Origin of the sequence: Streptomyces boninensis, assembly GCF_048572725.1 — a bacterium.
Lineage (GTDB): Bacteria > Actinomycetota > Actinomycetes > Streptomycetales > Streptomycetaceae > Streptomyces > Streptomyces boninensis.
This window is the reverse complement of record NZ_CP183837.1, coordinates 6,103,815-6,117,946: the sequence shown is the minus strand read 5'-3', so window position 1 is coordinate 6,117,946 and position 14,132 is coordinate 6,103,815. Positions and strand designations below refer to the sequence as shown.

Annotated in this window: 16 protein-coding genes; 4 read left to right on the top strand and 12 right to left on the bottom strand. The window is 69.8% G+C overall.

Features of this window, described 5'->3' with window-relative positions; genetic code table 11:
• Window positions 1–172 precede the first annotated feature (172 nt).
• The 3 genes from ACNNMR_RS28105 (at window position 173) to ACNNMR_RS28095 (ending at window position 2,413) form a co-directional block, all read left to right on the top strand.
• Complete coding sequence (locus ACNNMR_RS28105; protein ID WP_420000666.1) at window positions 173–1,330, top strand: hypothetical protein; 1,158 nt, start codon at window positions 173–175, stop codon at window positions 1,328–1,330.
• A 65-nt stretch (window positions 1,331–1,395) separates the two neighbouring features.
• Window positions 1,396–1,989: a Uma2 family endonuclease gene (locus ACNNMR_RS28100; protein ID WP_420000500.1), complete on the top strand. Its 594-nt coding sequence runs from the start codon at window positions 1,396–1,398 to the stop codon at window positions 1,987–1,989.
• Between the two features lie 13 nt (window positions 1,990–2,002).
• Window positions 2,003–2,413, top strand: a complete 411-nt coding sequence (locus ACNNMR_RS28095; RefSeq protein ID WP_419997464.1) for a DUF192 domain-containing protein — start codon at window positions 2,003–2,005, stop codon at window positions 2,411–2,413.
• On the opposite strand, the gene ACNNMR_RS28090 is transcribed toward ACNNMR_RS28095, so the two are convergent.
• From ACNNMR_RS28090 to ACNNMR_RS28080, 3 genes are all read right to left on the bottom strand, one after another.
• Entirely contained in the window at window positions 2,361–3,113 is a 753-nt protein-coding gene (locus ACNNMR_RS28090) for a prepilin peptidase (RefSeq protein WP_419997463.1), read from the bottom strand. The genes ACNNMR_RS28095 and ACNNMR_RS28090 overlap by 53 nt on opposite strands.
• Before the next feature lie 191 nt (window positions 3,114–3,304).
• Window positions 3,305–4,096 carry a DUF222 domain-containing protein gene (locus tag ACNNMR_RS28085; RefSeq protein ID WP_419997462.1) on the bottom strand — a complete coding sequence of 264 codons (792 nt, stop codon included), beginning with the start codon at window positions 4,094–4,096 and terminating at the stop codon, window positions 3,305–3,307.
• 49 nt (window positions 4,097–4,145) lie between these two features.
• Window positions 4,146–4,766 (bottom strand): DUF222 domain-containing protein, encoded by a 621-nt coding sequence (locus ACNNMR_RS28080; protein WP_419997461.1) that lies wholly within the window; start codon window positions 4,764–4,766, stop codon window positions 4,146–4,148.
• A gap of 1,071 nt (window positions 4,767–5,837) precedes the next feature.
• Between ACNNMR_RS28080 and ACNNMR_RS28075 the strand changes: the two genes are divergently transcribed.
• Entirely contained in the window at window positions 5,838–6,224 is a 387-nt protein-coding gene (locus tag ACNNMR_RS28075) for a hypothetical protein (RefSeq protein WP_419997460.1), read from the top strand.
• Window positions 6,225–6,261: 37 nt separating this feature from the next.
• Here the strand turns inward: ACNNMR_RS28075 and ACNNMR_RS28070 are convergent, their stop codons facing one another.
• From ACNNMR_RS28070 to ACNNMR_RS28030, 9 genes are all read right to left on the bottom strand, one after another.
• Window positions 6,262–6,981, bottom strand: coding sequence for an OmpA family protein (locus ACNNMR_RS28070; RefSeq protein WP_419997459.1), 720 nt, complete (start codon window positions 6,979–6,981; stop codon window positions 6,262–6,264).
• Between the two features lie 13 nt (window positions 6,982–6,994).
• Window positions 6,995–7,585 carry a hypothetical protein gene (locus tag ACNNMR_RS28065; protein ID WP_419997458.1) on the bottom strand — a complete coding sequence of 197 codons (591 nt, stop codon included), beginning with the start codon at window positions 7,583–7,585 and terminating at the stop codon, window positions 6,995–6,997.
• A 17-nt stretch (window positions 7,586–7,602) separates the two neighbouring features.
• Window positions 7,603–8,199 carry a pilus assembly protein TadG-related protein gene (locus ACNNMR_RS28060; protein WP_419997457.1) on the bottom strand — a complete coding sequence of 199 codons (597 nt, stop codon included), beginning with the start codon at window positions 8,197–8,199 and terminating at the stop codon, window positions 7,603–7,605.
• 11 nt (window positions 8,200–8,210) lie between these two features.
• On the bottom strand, window positions 8,211–8,447 hold the full coding sequence (locus tag ACNNMR_RS28055; RefSeq protein ID WP_419997456.1) for a hypothetical protein: 237 nt from the start codon (window positions 8,445–8,447) through the stop codon (window positions 8,211–8,213).
• A gap of 374 nt (window positions 8,448–8,821) precedes the next feature.
• Window positions 8,822–9,709: a DUF5936 domain-containing protein gene (locus ACNNMR_RS28050; protein WP_420000499.1), complete on the bottom strand. Its 888-nt coding sequence runs from the start codon at window positions 9,707–9,709 to the stop codon at window positions 8,822–8,824.
• Between the two features lie 34 nt (window positions 9,710–9,743).
• Window positions 9,744–10,682 (bottom strand): type II secretion system F family protein, encoded by a 939-nt coding sequence (locus ACNNMR_RS28045; protein ID WP_419997455.1) that lies wholly within the window; start codon window positions 10,680–10,682, stop codon window positions 9,744–9,746.
• 34 nt (window positions 10,683–10,716) lie between these two features.
• The gene (locus ACNNMR_RS28040; protein WP_419997454.1) at window positions 10,717–12,057 is read right to left on the bottom strand and encodes a CpaF family protein; all 1,341 of its coding nucleotides are present in this window, start codon (window positions 12,055–12,057) and stop codon (window positions 10,717–10,719) included.
• Window positions 12,054–12,461, bottom strand: coding sequence for a TadE/TadG family type IV pilus assembly protein (locus ACNNMR_RS28035; protein WP_419997453.1), 408 nt, complete (start codon window positions 12,459–12,461; stop codon window positions 12,054–12,056). The genes ACNNMR_RS28040 and ACNNMR_RS28035 overlap by 4 nt, the downstream gene beginning before the upstream one ends.
• Window positions 12,458–14,125 carry an AAA family ATPase gene (locus ACNNMR_RS28030; RefSeq protein ID WP_419997452.1) on the bottom strand — a complete coding sequence of 556 codons (1,668 nt, stop codon included), beginning with the start codon at window positions 14,123–14,125 and terminating at the stop codon, window positions 12,458–12,460. The genes ACNNMR_RS28035 and ACNNMR_RS28030 overlap by 4 nt, the downstream gene beginning before the upstream one ends.
• Window positions 14,126–14,132 lie beyond the last annotated feature (7 nt).

The window sequence follows — 14,132 nt, the reverse complement described above, 5'->3', positions numbered from 1 at the left end:
AGGGTTGGCCGATCGGCGCATTACCCGTGCGTACCATCCCCGATACGATGCCGCTGGAAGCGAGGCCGGTAGCGTGACCGCCCGACCGGGTCGTCCCGTCGAGGAATTGGACGAGGACGGAACCACCCGATCCGAGCCGCAGTCCCCCGTCCCCGTCCGTCTGTGGTGCCGAATGGACCGCTCTGACCCTGACCCCGCCCCCCGCTCCTCTGTCACGGCGGCTGCCGAAGCAGCAGCGACAGCGACAGCTGCGGCAACGGCCTGGGACGACCCGGCCACGCGTCGCGTCATCCGCGTACGAGTCGCACGGGCCGCCGCTCTCCAGGTGCTGCTGCTGGGGCTGGTGCTCGCCCCCTTCGTCATGCCGCGCAGCACCCCCGGGTGGGCGGCGGTGCTCGCGCCGATGGTGAGCCTGTGCGCGGTATACGGAAGCTTCGCGCTGCGGCGCCGGATGGTGCTGACCAGCCGCATGCGCAGCCTGCTGAAGATGTACCCGTGGCGCCCGTACCGCGGCGAGGACATCGCGGCGAGCTGCGGCACGGGCTTCGCGTTTCCCGACCCGGCACCGCACGGGGGCGGCGACGGAGGCCGTATCACCGTCGAACTCTCCGACGTCCCCGGCGCAATCTGGTGGCTGGAACGCCTGGACCCGTCCGCCCCCGCCGACCTCCGGGCCGACCTCAGAGCCGAGCTGGACGACCTCTGGTACGCGGGCGACCCCCGCTACGCCGGCGTCATCGCCCTCCCCGGCCCGTACCACCCCACGAACCTCTTCCAGCCCGGCTCGTACGGCGACCGCCGCGGCGAGGACCCGCTGACCGACCGCGGCGGCAGCGAGGCCGACCGCCGGCTGGCGCGGCTGTCGCGCGTGCGGATCGCTGCCGGGCAGCGGACGCCGCGGCCGGAGAATGTGCTGCTGCGGCCGCTGGGGGCGGCGGCCGGGAGGCTGCCGGCGTACGGGGTGGCGCTGCTGGCGGGGGTGATCGCGGCGGGGGTAGGGCTGGCGGTGCTGAAGCTGCCGGGGTGGGCCGGGCCGGCCGGGTGGGCGGTGGCTGGGCCTGCGGCGGTGACGTTGGTGTGGGCGACGCATCAGTACGGGCAGCGGCGGGGTTGGTCGGTGGTGGGTGGGGTGGTTTGGGTGGGGTTGGGGTGGTTGTCGGTGGATGGGGGTGGGGACGACTCCGCGGTGCGGACCGTGGGCGTGCTGCTGCTGGCGGGGGCGGTGGCGGGCAACGCGTATGCGGGGCATCGGCAGCGGGCGGGGGCGCGGCGAGGAGTGCGAGCACCGGAGCTAGGCGCTGACGTGCCGGGTTCGCCTCGGCGACCTTGACGAACACTTACCGTTGAACCGGATGGCTACACGGGTCCACCGCTGCGGCGGGGAGGAGCGGCATGATGACCGTCGTGGACTGCGACAGGATCGAGACGGCCGACAACGGCGAAGCGCACACGCTGGACGAGATGTTCGGCTGGCTTGAGCGGATGCCCGTCCCCGAGGGATTCAAGGCGGAGATCGTCGGGGGAAACATCTACATGGCACCGCAGCGCGATGTGCACTGGCAGATCATTCGACGGATCGTGCGGGCCCTCGAAGACCAATTCGGTCCCCAAGTAAACGTGACATCCGATGTCCGCATCGACTTCCCTGGGCACCTCAACGGCTTCTGCCCCGACGTTGCCAAGATCCGTGACGGAGCGGGCAAGGACTCGAGTGGCTGCTGGCACCACCAGGACATCGAGTTCGTCGCCGAAGTGATCTCGAAGGGCACCGCGGGCAACGACTACGGCCCGAAGAAGGCCGCCTACGCCGCCGCAGAGGTCCCGGCGTACTTGATCGCGGACCCGTACCAACGCAAGTGCCACCTGTTCAGCGTCCCGAAGAACGGCGAGTACGAGACCGAGATCGTGGTCACGTTCGGAGCCAAGTTGGACCTCAGCCCGGCTGGTTCGGAGTTCACGCTCGACACCGGCACGTTTCCTGTGCGCTGAACAGGAGGCGTGGATGGGCCGCTGGAAGGACGGCCGGGGAGAGCTGGCGTTCACTCCGTTCACCGGAAGCGCCCCGCTGCGGATTCCTCTTGAGATCGCCACCTCCTATCGCGCGCGCACCCGCGGCCTGCTCGGCCGCACCGGCATCGACGGCGCCATCCTCCTCACCCCGGCGAGCGGTGTACACACCTTCCGCATGCGGTTCGCGATCGACGTCGCCTATCTGGACCGGAAGCTCCGCGTGCTCGCCGTCCGTACGATGCCGCGGGGCCGCCTCGGGCGGCCTCGGCTGCGGGCGCGGCATGTGCTGGAGGCGGAGGCCGGAGCGATGGCGGGGTGGGGGCTGCGGGTGGGGGTCCAGGTGTCGGTGGTTACGCCAGCCCCGCCCCCACCAGCACCCCGGCGAACGCCCCCGCCACCATGAACGGCCCGAACGGCAGCGCCGTCTTCCGCCCGGCCCGCCGCATCAGGATCATCGCGAGCCCGACCACCGCCCCCAGCACAAACCCGGCAAACGTACCGACGAACAGCACCCCCCACCCGTACCAGCCAAGCACCGCCCCGCACACGAGGGCGAGCTTCACATCACCGAAGCCCATCCCCCTGGGGTTGATCAGAAAGAGCACGAAGAAGAAGGCGAACAGCACCGCCGCCCCGAGCACCGCCCCCAGCCACGACCCCTCGCCCGCCCCCAGCAGCGCAACCACGCCGAGCAGGGCGAGCACACCACCGGCGAGCGGCAGCGTCAGCACGTCCGGCAGTCGCTGCACACGCAGGTCCACCAGGCACAGCAACGCCGCCACCGGCAGGACGAGCAGCCAGACGATCAGCTCCGCCCGGGCTCCGAGGACGGCGCCGAGAGCACCGGAGGCCAGGGTGGCGGCGAGAGTGGTGGGGAGGGGGCTGGGGCCGTAGGACTCCGCGCAGTCCCGGCAGCGCGCCGGGCCGATCCATCCGGCCACGGCCCCGGCACCGGCACCGGCCGCGCCGAGTGGGTGCCCGCCAGGACACTCCACGCGCCACGCCTCCCCCGGCTCGACGCCGAGCCGATACGCGGCCCTGGGCAGCAGCAATCCGACGCCGGCGCCGTAGGCCGCGCAAAGAAGAGCGATGAGTACCTGCACGCCAGCGAGCGTACAGAGCGGCATAGCCGCATCGCCGAGTTACGTCCGGCCTCGGTGCGGGTGGGATGGCGGGCTGCGGGGAGGGTGTGGGCGGGCAGGCGGCTTGGGCTGCCGGGTGGCGGTGGCAGGACGGGGGAAGTCGCGGCGCAGAGGGCGGCTGGATGGGGCGTGGGCAGCATGGTGCGTCCGTCCTATTCGAGGGCGGGGTGGTAGTCAGGCGGCCGTGCCGGGGGTGGGGCGGCGCCGGGATGTGCGAGCTCCGGGGCCTTGATCCTGGGCCTGCTTCTCCCTCTGTTGGTGGGCGTGATGTGCCATTCGTAGCGGTGGACGTCGTGGTGGTGGGTGGTGCAGAGGAGGGCGAGGTTGGGCAGGTCGGTGGTGCCGCCGTGTTGCCATTCGGTGATGTGGTGGACTTCGCACCAGCGGGGTGGTCGGTCGCAGCCGGGGAAGATGCAGCCGCGATCGCGTTCGATGACGGCTTGGCGTTGGTGGTGGGTGACCACGCGTTGGCTGCGGCCGAGGTCGAGGATGGCGCCGTCCGGGTCGGTGATCAGGCGGCGGAGTTGGCTGTCGCAGGCGTAGGCGCGGGCGGTGTGGGCCGGGAGCAGGGTGCCCCGCTCGGTCTCGCCGGGTGCTTGGCTGATCCCGGTGAGGGTGGCGTGGTCGATACGGACGATGACCTGGGGGCGGATGCCGCCGGAGGCGGGCAGCTGACCGGTGGCCAGCGCGAGCCGTGCGAGGTCGGTCAGGGCGGCGGCGCGCTGCCGCCCCCGCTCGATGAAGTCCCCGGTGAAAGTGGTGGGTTCGACCAACAATGCACCCCCGGTGGCGCCGGGCAGCGTCGGCTGGGGATTGGGCAGGTCGTCGGCGCCTGCCTCGCCCGTCGGGCTGTCGGCGGTGTCGCCGCGGGCGTCGTTGGTGCCACCATCGATGGCGTCGGTGCTCGCGGGGGTCTGCCGGTGGCGTTCGGTGGCGGCCTCCAAGGCGATGCGCAGGATTTCGGCATTGGCCTCGGTGAGCCGGCCGCGGATGTCACACAGTCCGGCGACGGGCTGGGTGATGGTGGGCGCGCTCCGGGACCAGCGTGTGGATGAGGCGTTTGGACCAGGTGTGCAGGTGGGTCTGATGCACCGGGTCGCTGCCGTCCGCGCCAGCGGCCTTGAGCAGGAACTCCTCGGCCGCGGCCACCTCTTGCGGCTGGGCGTCCAGGCCGATGCGCTCGGCGGTGCGGGCGACGACCTTGGCCTGGTCGAGGGTGACCGCCCCGGCACCGACGGCCGCCGCGGTGGCGGGCAGCCGCACCAGGGTGGCCGCGTCCGCCACCGCCTCGCGGGCCCGGGCGGGCTCCATCGCGCGCCGGGCCCGCAGCCAGGTGGCCGTATCCCGGCAACCGCCCATCTTCACCGGCCCGTCGGCGGCGGCGAACTCTCCCAGCCGCCGCAGCGCTTCGGCCCGTACCCGATCAGCCGCCGCCAACAACGCCAGGGCGTCCTCGCCCAACTGCCGTAACGCGTCCTCGTCCTCGCCATAGCCGCCGTCGATCGGCTTGACCCAGCCGCCCGGCTCGGCCGCCAGCCGGTCGAGGACTCCGGCCAGCTCGTCCAGCTCCGGCTGCCGCACCCCGCGGGTGCCGCCGAAGCTGGACGAATCCATGGCCACAATGCTCACACTATGTAAACGACGCAGGTCGAGCTATGGTTCCTGGTAACGCAAAGCAATCTCAAGATCTTTTACCTCTCGCGTCCGCCCACCCGCCCGCCATCCCGAGCCGCACCCGGCAGGCCGAAGCCGCCCCGCCTCCCCACTCCTCCCGCAGCCAGCCATCCCACTGGCACCGAGCCCACCCGCAACCCGGCGACGCGGCCGCCACCATCCGATACCAACCCACCCGCCCGGCCGGGCTCACAAGCCCAGCACTTCCTGCGTACCTCAGCCTAGGAAGCCATGCAGCTCGCACCGCCCCGCAGGAAACCAGCAGACGACTGCGTCGAATCCGGTCAAAGAAACCCGAGCGCCGGCGATCCACAAACCACCCGAAGAACCAGTCGAAAGAATTACGCACACCAGCCGTCCCGCGTCAATGCGCGCCAATTACCCACACGTTCGGCTGACTTGAATAGGGATCGATGTCCGGGCGTGGCTACGATTACTGCCACAATCCGAAAATGACCCCAGGGGGACCCTCCATGGTCAGCTCATCGCACGAAGCCCTGCATCGAATCTTCCAGGAGGACACCGGGTTACTTATCCGCGCCACCGAACGGCTGCTGGATATCGAATTCCCCGAGCCGACGGAGATCACCGTCGTGAACTCGGATCTGACCGAACTGGCTCGCGTCGAGCCGCGCGTGGACACCCTGCTGCGCGTGGACACCAAGCGGGGCGACTTCCTACTGGCGATCGAGGCCCAGAGCTACAGAGATCCTGATAAGCCAGGCGCCTGGGCGTACTACCTCGCGTACTTGTACGCCCGCTTCCACTGCGAGCCGGTACTGCTGGTGCTCTGCCAGGACACCGCGACCGCCCGATGGGCCGCCCGCCCGGTGTCGTTGGGCCTGCCAGGACGGCCCTCGATTCTGGTGCAGCCCCTGGTACTGGGACCGGACAACGTGCCCGTGATCGAGGATGCGGCCGAGGCAGCCCGAGATGTGCCACTCGCGGTGTTCTCGGCGATTACGCATGGTAAGGGTGCGGCCGCTCCTGCCGTACTGGAGGCTCTGGCGCATGCCCTGGACGCCGTCGATCCGGACCGCGGCGATCTTCGCAGAGTACGTCGAGCTCGGCCTCGGCGACTCCCCCTCACGACAGATGTGGAAGGACCTGATGAGCACCCTGAGTTATTTCTTCCAGTCCGAGGCAGCACAGCAGGTCCGCGCAGAGGGGCGCGAGGAAGGGCGCCTGCTGGCCAAGGCCGAAGGCGTCCTGTCCGTCCTGGAGCACCGTGGCGTCTCCGTCCCGGCGACGGTTCACGAGCGGGTGCTTGCCTGTACGGACATCGCCCAACTCGACGTCTGGTGGAACCGCGCCTTCACGATCAGCGACGCCACGGCGCTCTTCCGGTCCGAGGCCGGAGACGATGCCGGGGAGGACGAGCCTGCAGACATCGGCTGACTCCACAGGCCACTGGCACATCCGCCGCGCCGTCAGGTCACTCCGCCCGCGGGAAGGTGACCTCGACGCGGCGGTTCTTCTTGCGGCCTTCCTCCGTCGCGTTGTCCGCGATCGGGTAGTCCTCGCTGTAGCCCCGGACCTGGTACGTGATGTTCGCGCTGTCGGCGGCGTCGATCGTGTTGACCAATTCCTTGTGGACGGTGTTGGCGCGCGCCTTCGAGAGCGCCTTGCCATGCGCGTACGAGCCGAGATTGTCGGTGAAGCCGAAGACCCGGACGGTGTCGGGCCGGTTCTTCTTGATCTCGGCGGCGATGGCGGCGATACGGGCCTTGGCGTCGGCGTTGAGCTTGGGACTGTCCTTGGGGAACAGCACCTCGGCCTGCAGCGAGATGGTGATGCTCGTCGGCGTATCGGAACGACGCTCCTCGCCTCCTTGCGTCTCAACGACGGAGACGATGTCCAGCACCTTCGGATCCGCGAGCTTCGCGCCGTCTTCGAGCTTGAGGTCGGGGTCGTCGGGGTCCGTTTTTACGGGGGGTGGGGCCTGGGTGTTCGTGCCCGGTGGTGAGGACGGGATCGGGGCTGGTGAGGAGGGGTCGTCCTGGGCGGTGGCGGAGGGGGTCACCGCGGGGGTGGCGAGGAGGAATGCGGTGAGGGCAGTGACGGTCGCCAGAGCTTGGGGGGCGGGACGGCGCGCCGCCAGCGCCGCCGCGCGGGCGGCTTCGGGTGGGGTGACTTGAGTGGGCTCGGTCGGCATGGGTGAGCTCACCTCAGTCGGAGATGGGGATGGCGGTGGGCGGGAAGGTGGGGAGCTGGAACTCGATCTCCTTGGTTTTGGTGGGTGGGGCGGGGAATTGGATGTAGACGTCCAGCTCCTCGCCGGCATCGAGAGTGACGATCCCCGACGTGCAGAGGCAGCGCTTCTCCGTGTCGCGGAGGACGTAGTAGCGCTTCTTGCCGCTCTTGTCCACGAGCGAAGCACCGGCGAGCGAGTTGCCGCCCATACCTTCTTCGATGCCGCCCCAGTTAGCGGTATCCGTGAACGGCTTCGAGCTCGTGTTCTTCATCTGGCCGTTCACCGTCACGAAGCCGCCCGAGTCTCGCTTCAGCTCAAAGACCCTGAGTTCGACGCCACCCTTGCTCTTGATCTCGGCTACCGGCTCCTCGTCCTGCCCCCCGGCCTTGTCACCTTCCTGACCGCCTGCCGTTCCCCCGCCTTTGGACGACTCGGATGAACCGGACTTCTTGTCACCGTCATCACCGCCACCACCACCGCAACCCGCGGCCGAGACGGTGAGGCCTGCCGCGAGCAGAACGACGGCAACTCCCCTACCTGCCTTCGCCATTCGCCACATGCTCATGTCCGGTTCCTTCGCTGTCAGTCGACAAGGTGCACTGAAAAGAGGTCTGAGGGCTTCGGGAAGAGATCCAGGTCGCCGGGGTCGATGGTCCAGTCGCCGCCGCCGTCACATTCCAGCTCCAGGGGCGGCTCTTTCTCGTCGCCTTCCTCCGGAGGTTCACCCAGCTTGCACTTGGACTCGATCACTGCCGTTGCCGTCGCCTCGGCGTGCTTGTCCTCGGTCCCGGGGACGAGCGAGTCCCCGACCACACCTTTGGTTCTCACGCTCACCTTGAAGCCGTCGTCGGGTGCGTAGACACGGTCGCAGGCGGTGGTGTCAGCATCGTTCTTGGCAGCAAATTCCTGGGCTGCGGCGCAGGCAGGGCCGTATTCGATGCCCTCGCCACCGATGATGTCCCCCCACTGGCCGGGGTCGGTGATGGCTTCGAGCAGCCCCTTCCCCAGCTGGTCGCGAGCGTCCTGCGCGGCAGCCAGAGCAGCGGCGTCGGCCGCACCCTGCGCATCGTTCCGCGTGGCCGCCGCCTGGCCAACAGCGAAGTACGCGACCGCAAGGAAGAGTAGAGCTCCTATCGCAGCGATGTAGATAGGGAAGGCCTGCCCACGATCATCGCGCAACCGGGCAAACGTCAGGTGATCTTTGCGATCTGCGCCTGAATCTTGTTCAGGATCTCGTTGCCCAACCCCGACCGAATCAACACCAACACAATCACCACCGCCACAGCGATGATCCCCAGATACTCCACCGCCGTCTGCCCCCGGTCGAACGGCCTCCGGTATCTCCTGCCAAGCCGCTCCCCCACCCCCGCGGTCCATCGCTCGGTGGCGGTCCATGACCTGAGTAGCGCGTCGTAGGGCTTCCACATGCGGTCTACCTCCGGCGTCGGCCAACGCGTTGTCGTGCACCAGCCCCTGCCACCCGGGTCTGCGGCACCAATTCTGGCGCCTAAAGGCCGACTTGGCTCTAGGAACGACCACTTCCGCGGATCTGCGCGACCGCTCCCGAGCCGCGCACTTTACTCCTGTAACTACCCAGTTGCGAGTCCAGCGGGGGAAGCGCCGCTGCCACAGCTCGCCCACTGCCCCCACCTCCCCACCGCTTGGGACCAGTTGACTGCTCACTCGGAGTCGCCTGGCGCCTACTCTCCCACACATCGTTGCTTACGCGAAGATGTGCGGCACTGACTCCTCGGACTCACTTGGACACGCTGTGTCCACTTCGCGAGATCAAATCTCCCGCCTACTCCCCCGTCAGGAAGTCGAACTCCGAACCGGAGCCCAGATACACCGCCGTAATCAGCAGGATGATCGTCGCCGGCACCATGAAGCTCGTAATCAGCAGAGTCGCCTTCGGGATCGCGCGAGCCGCGCGGCGGCGGGCGTTCTGGGCGTCGGTGCGACGCTGGTCCTCGGCGATCTGGATCAGGGTCTCCACGATCGGGGCGCCCAGATCCTCGCCCTGCTGCAGGGCCGTGACGAACTGGGCCACCTGGTTGGAGTCGTTGCGGCGGCGGAGTTCCTCGAAGGCCTGGCGGCGGCTTACGCCCATGTCCATCTGGCGCAGGGTGATGCGGAGTTCGTCCGCCCAGGGGCCCTGGTATTTCTCCGATACGCGATCCAGTGCCTGGCGGAAGCCCAGGCCTGCGCTCACCACCACCGCCAGCACGTCCAGGAAGTCCGGCAGCGTGCGCTCGATCACCTCCCGGCGCTTGCGGATCGCCGCCCAGATGCCCACCTCGGCCCAGCCCCAGCCGAAGCCCGCCAGAAAGATCGCCACCAGCCACTCATCCACCGACAGCATCGCCAGCGCCCCGGCCCCGCCGATCACCGCGTAAACCGCGCGCCGCGCCGCATAGCGGTCCAGGGTCAGGCCCGCCGGGTTGCCTGCCTGGTCGATGCGGCGGCGTTTGCGGTCGACTCGCTTCGGACCCATCAGGCGCAGCACCAGTGGCGCAAGGCGCATGCCCAGGCGGTCGATCAGCGAGCCGGTGGGGGTGGTCCTGGTCGCTCCCACCTCCAGGGCCAGCTGGAGGTCCGTGGGCAGCTTCACCTCCGCCCGGTAGATGCGGATGCCATACAGCACGCCGTAGACGGCCAGTGCCACCACCGTCGCCAGCAGGAAGGCCATACCCGGGCCGGTCAGGCTCATCTCGTCCGCCCTCTCATACGTCGATCTTCGACAGGCGGCGGATCAGGAAGACGCCCAGGGCGTAGAGGCCTACCGATATCAGCACCGCGATCTGGCCCGCGGTGGAGCCGCTCATCCGGTCGATCGAGCCGGGCATTATCTGGTCGGTGAGGAGCAGCGCGCCCAGGCCCATCACCGGGACCGTGTAGCCCGTCAGCGTCACCTGGGAGAGCTGGGTGCGGACCTCGCGGCGGGTTTCCTTGCGGTCGTTCAGCGTCACCGTGAGGTTGCGGAGGGACTCCACCACCTGGCCGCCGGCCTTGTTGGACAGGACCAGGGTGGACACGAGGACCACCAGTTCGCGGGACGGCAGTCGGGACTGGAGATCCGACAGGGCGTCGTCCAGGCTGATGCCCAGGGCCAGTTGGTCGGTGACCCGGCTCAGCTCCTCGCCTGCTGGGGCCTCCAGCTCCTCCGCCGCTATGCCCAGTGCGGTACGTAGAGCCAGGCCCGCCTGAGTCGCGTTGGCCAGGATCCGGGACAGGTCCGGCAGCTGGTTGATGAAGGCCTCGATGCGCTTCTGGCGCTGCCATTTCAGGTACGCGTGGGCGCACCACAGGGTGAGCACCGCGGCCAGGACCCCGAAGAACGGGGCGAAGATCGCGTCGAAGACCAGCCAGATGACGGCTACCGACGCCGTTACGTACACCGTGAACTCGCCGACCGTCACGTCCAGGCCCGTCACCGCCAGGCGGTGTTCCAGGCGGCGGCCAAGGCGCGTGCGGCGGACCCTGGTGTCCACCTTTGCGAAGCGGCTGCGGGTCGGGTCCTGGCCGCCGGTGTCGGAGAGGCGGTCGATCAGTTCGGCGCGCTGGGTGTGGCCCTTCGCGTACTGGTGGACGCCGGTCACCACCAACGCCGCGGCCAGGAAGGCTATGCAGAGGGTCAGGACCTTCAGGTCGTCGTGGCTCATGTCGCCCGCCCCCTGATCGAGACCCGCCACCCGGTCATGTGCCCGCCTCCCTGATCGACAGGTGGTCGTCCGACGTCGCCACGCCGAAGGCTGCCGGGACCGGCTCCGCCGCGTAATACAGGCGGTCGGCTGTACGGCGCGGCAGCGGCGAGTAGTCGAAGCGGCCGCGGACGATGCGGTCCGGGCCCACCGGGAGGGGCTTGAAGCGGGCGATCGTGGCCAGTTGGAAGGTCTCGCGGCCACGGGAGGACAGGGCCACGATCTCGTCGATCTTGCGGGTGCCGTCGGTGTGGCGGGAGAGCTGGATGATGACGTCCACTGCGCTGTTGATCTGGTCGCGCAATGCCTCGAAGGGAACCTCCACGTCCGACATCGACGCCAGGGTCTGCAGGCGCATCAGGGCATCTTCCGCGCTGTTGGCGTGGACCGTGGCCAGCGAGCCGTCGTGGCCCGTGGACATGGCCTGGAGCATGTCGAGGGTTTCGCCGCCGCGGACCTCGCCGACGATGATGCGGTCGGGGCGCATGCGGAGGCTGTTGCGGACCAGGTCGCGGATGGTGATGCGGCCCTTGCCCTCGACGTTCGGGGGGCGGGATTCGAGGCGGATGACGTGGGGCTGCTGGAGCTGGAGCTCGGCGGCGTCCTCGACCGTGATGATGCGTTCGCCCTCGGGGATCAGCCCTGACAGTGCATTCAGCAGCGTCGTCTTCCCGGCGCCCGTCGCGCCCGACACGATCACGTTGAACTTCGCCCTGACCAGGCCGTTCAGCAGGAGGAGCAGGTGCTCGTCCAGGGTGCCCAGGTCGACCAGTTCGTGGAGTTGGTACGAGCGGGGGAAGCGGCGGATCGTGAGAGTGGGACCCGTGAGGGACAGGGGCGGGATGATCACGTTCACGCGCTCGCCCGACGGGAGGCGGGCGTCGACCATCGGGTTGGACTCGTCCACGCGGCGGTTCACCGTGGAGACGATGCGTTCGATGGTCTGCATCAGCTGGTCGTCGCTGGCGAAGCGGAGCGGCATTTGCTCTACGCGGCCGCCGCGTTCCACGTAGATGTGGTCGGGGCCGTTCACCATGATCTCGGTGATGGAGGCGTCCTCCAGGAGCGGCTCCAGGATGCCCAGGCCCAGGGCCTCGTCCACGACCCGGCGGATCAGGTGGGTGCGTTCGTTGGTCGAGAGGACCGGGCCCTCGCGGCTCAGGATGTGGCCGAGTACGCGCTCCAGCCTCGCCCGGCGCTCGGCCGGGGCCAGCGAGGACATCTCGGCGAGGTCGATCTCCTCCAGGAGCTTCGCCCGGTACGTCGGGACCAGCGTCTCGCCGTGGCCCTCGTGCGGGCGCTGGTCAGGGGTGGTCAGGCGGGCGCGCAGGCTCATTCGGTGTCCTCCCCCTTGGGCATCGTGGAGGTACGGCTCACCGAGCCGAAGTCGCCGATGCCGGGCAGGAGCGACGGGATCTTCACCGTGGCCGTCACCTTGACCTCCTCGTCGCCGTCCGCGACGCCGAAGTCCGCGCCGTCCGCCAGCCAGCCGCTCATGGACGCGCTGCCCGCCGCGGCGGCGCCGGTCACCGGCTCGTCCACCGATTGGCTACGGGCCGCGGCCCTGGCCGCGGTGCCGGCCTGCGAGGCGGCGTACGCGGCGATGCCCAGCTGGACGGCGGCCAGGGCCAGGAAGAGCAGGATCGGCAGAAAGCCGATGAACTCGATGCTGACCGAGCCGCGGTCGCGCTTCTCTCCTCCGGCCTGCCCGCTCATCCCCTTCCCGAAGACCCGCCTCATCCCCCGCCCTCCTCATCCGCCGCCCCTGCCTCCCCGGTGACCGTGAACGGGAAGTTCACGCCGCCGGGGAACAGGACCGGGACCTTGAGGCCGACGGTCGCCTTCGTCACGCCGCCGGAGGTGCTGGTGGATACGTTGGCGCCCTCCTGCCACGCCCCCGGCAGGTCCTCGTTCGCGGCCGCCCCGGCGTCCTTGCCGACCGCGGCGGCGCGGGCGGCCATGTCGGCGGAGTTGCCGGCCAGGGTAAAGGTGTAGCCGACCAGGACGAACTGCCAGACCAGGATCAGCACCAGCGCGATCAGCGGCACCATGCCGAGGAATTCGACCGTGACCTGGCCGCGGTCGCTGCGCCAGGCAGCCTTGGCGCCCTTGGCGCCCTTGGACGGCGCCCCGGGCGGGAGCTGTGGCGCGGTGCGGCCGCCGAGCTGCGGCGGCGTCTGCTGCTGGGGCTGCCGGTCCGGCTCCGGGGCGTCCTGGGCCACCGTCAGGCCCAGCTCTCCCGCCGCCTGCCACAGGGCCTGGCGGATGCTCGACCGGTGTTCCAGGTCCTGGAGGCGGCCCGCGTCTATCAGCGGCTGGAGTTCCTTGAAGGCGGCCGGGACGGTGGTGCGGGTGATGCGGGTGCCCGTGGCTCTGGAGATGATCGAGGGCTGGATTTCGGTGTTACGGGTGTGCCGGTTGACCAGGATCGTGGTGTCCTCGGCCTTGCGGATCTGCAGCCGGTCCCAGAGGCGGACCAGGCGCTTGGCGCCCCGTACCGCGATCACGTCGGGGGTGGTGACCAGCAGGGCGATGTCGGCCAGTTCGATCGCGGCGGCGTTTGCCGTGGTCATCTGGGTGCCGCAGTCGACGATCACCACGTCGTAGCGGGCCCGCAGCGCGCTCACCGTCTGGCGGGCGGTGCGGTCGTCCAGGTCCTCGCCGCGTTCGCCCTCGGCAGGAGCGAGGAGCAGGCCGAGGCCGGTGTGGTGGGTGAAGACGGCGTCCTGGAGGACGCGCGGGGTGATGTCCTTGATGGCGGCCAGGTCGGCGAGGGAGCGGGTGAAGCGGACGTCCAGGTACGAGGCCACGTCGCCCGACTGCAGGTCCAGGTCGACCAGCGCCGCCTGCCGGCCCGCCGCCTGCGCGGCGAGCGCCAGCTGCACCGCGGCGACCGTGGTGCCGACGCCGCCCTTCGCGCCGCTGACCGTCACGACCTTGCCGCCGATCCCCGCGTACGCCTCCGGGGCGCCGCCGCCGAGATGGCGCCGTACGCCCGTGGACCATTGCGCGGCGGCCTGCACGCGGGCGGCGAGTTCGTCGTACGACAGGGGCAGGCCGACCACGCCGCGGGCGCCCGCGTCCATGGCGCCCGAATAGCCGGCCGGGCTGGTGTCGCCGGTGAGCAGGACGACGCCGACGGCCGGGAAGCGCAGCGCCAGCTCGCGGATCAGCTCCAGGGCCGGGACCGGGCCGATCCGCTCGTGGAGCAGCACGACTTCGGGCAGCTCGTCGATGGTGCCCGCGGCGCCCGCGGCCTGCCCGAGCGTGTCGAGGAGGGTGATCGAGTCGCCGGCCGGCGGCTGCGGGTCGGCGTCCGGGAGCTGGTGCAGCAGCGAGGCGGCGGCGCGGGCGGCGTCGGGGTCGCCGATGGCGGGGAGGATGCGGATGCGGGCGGGGTTCATCGCCTGG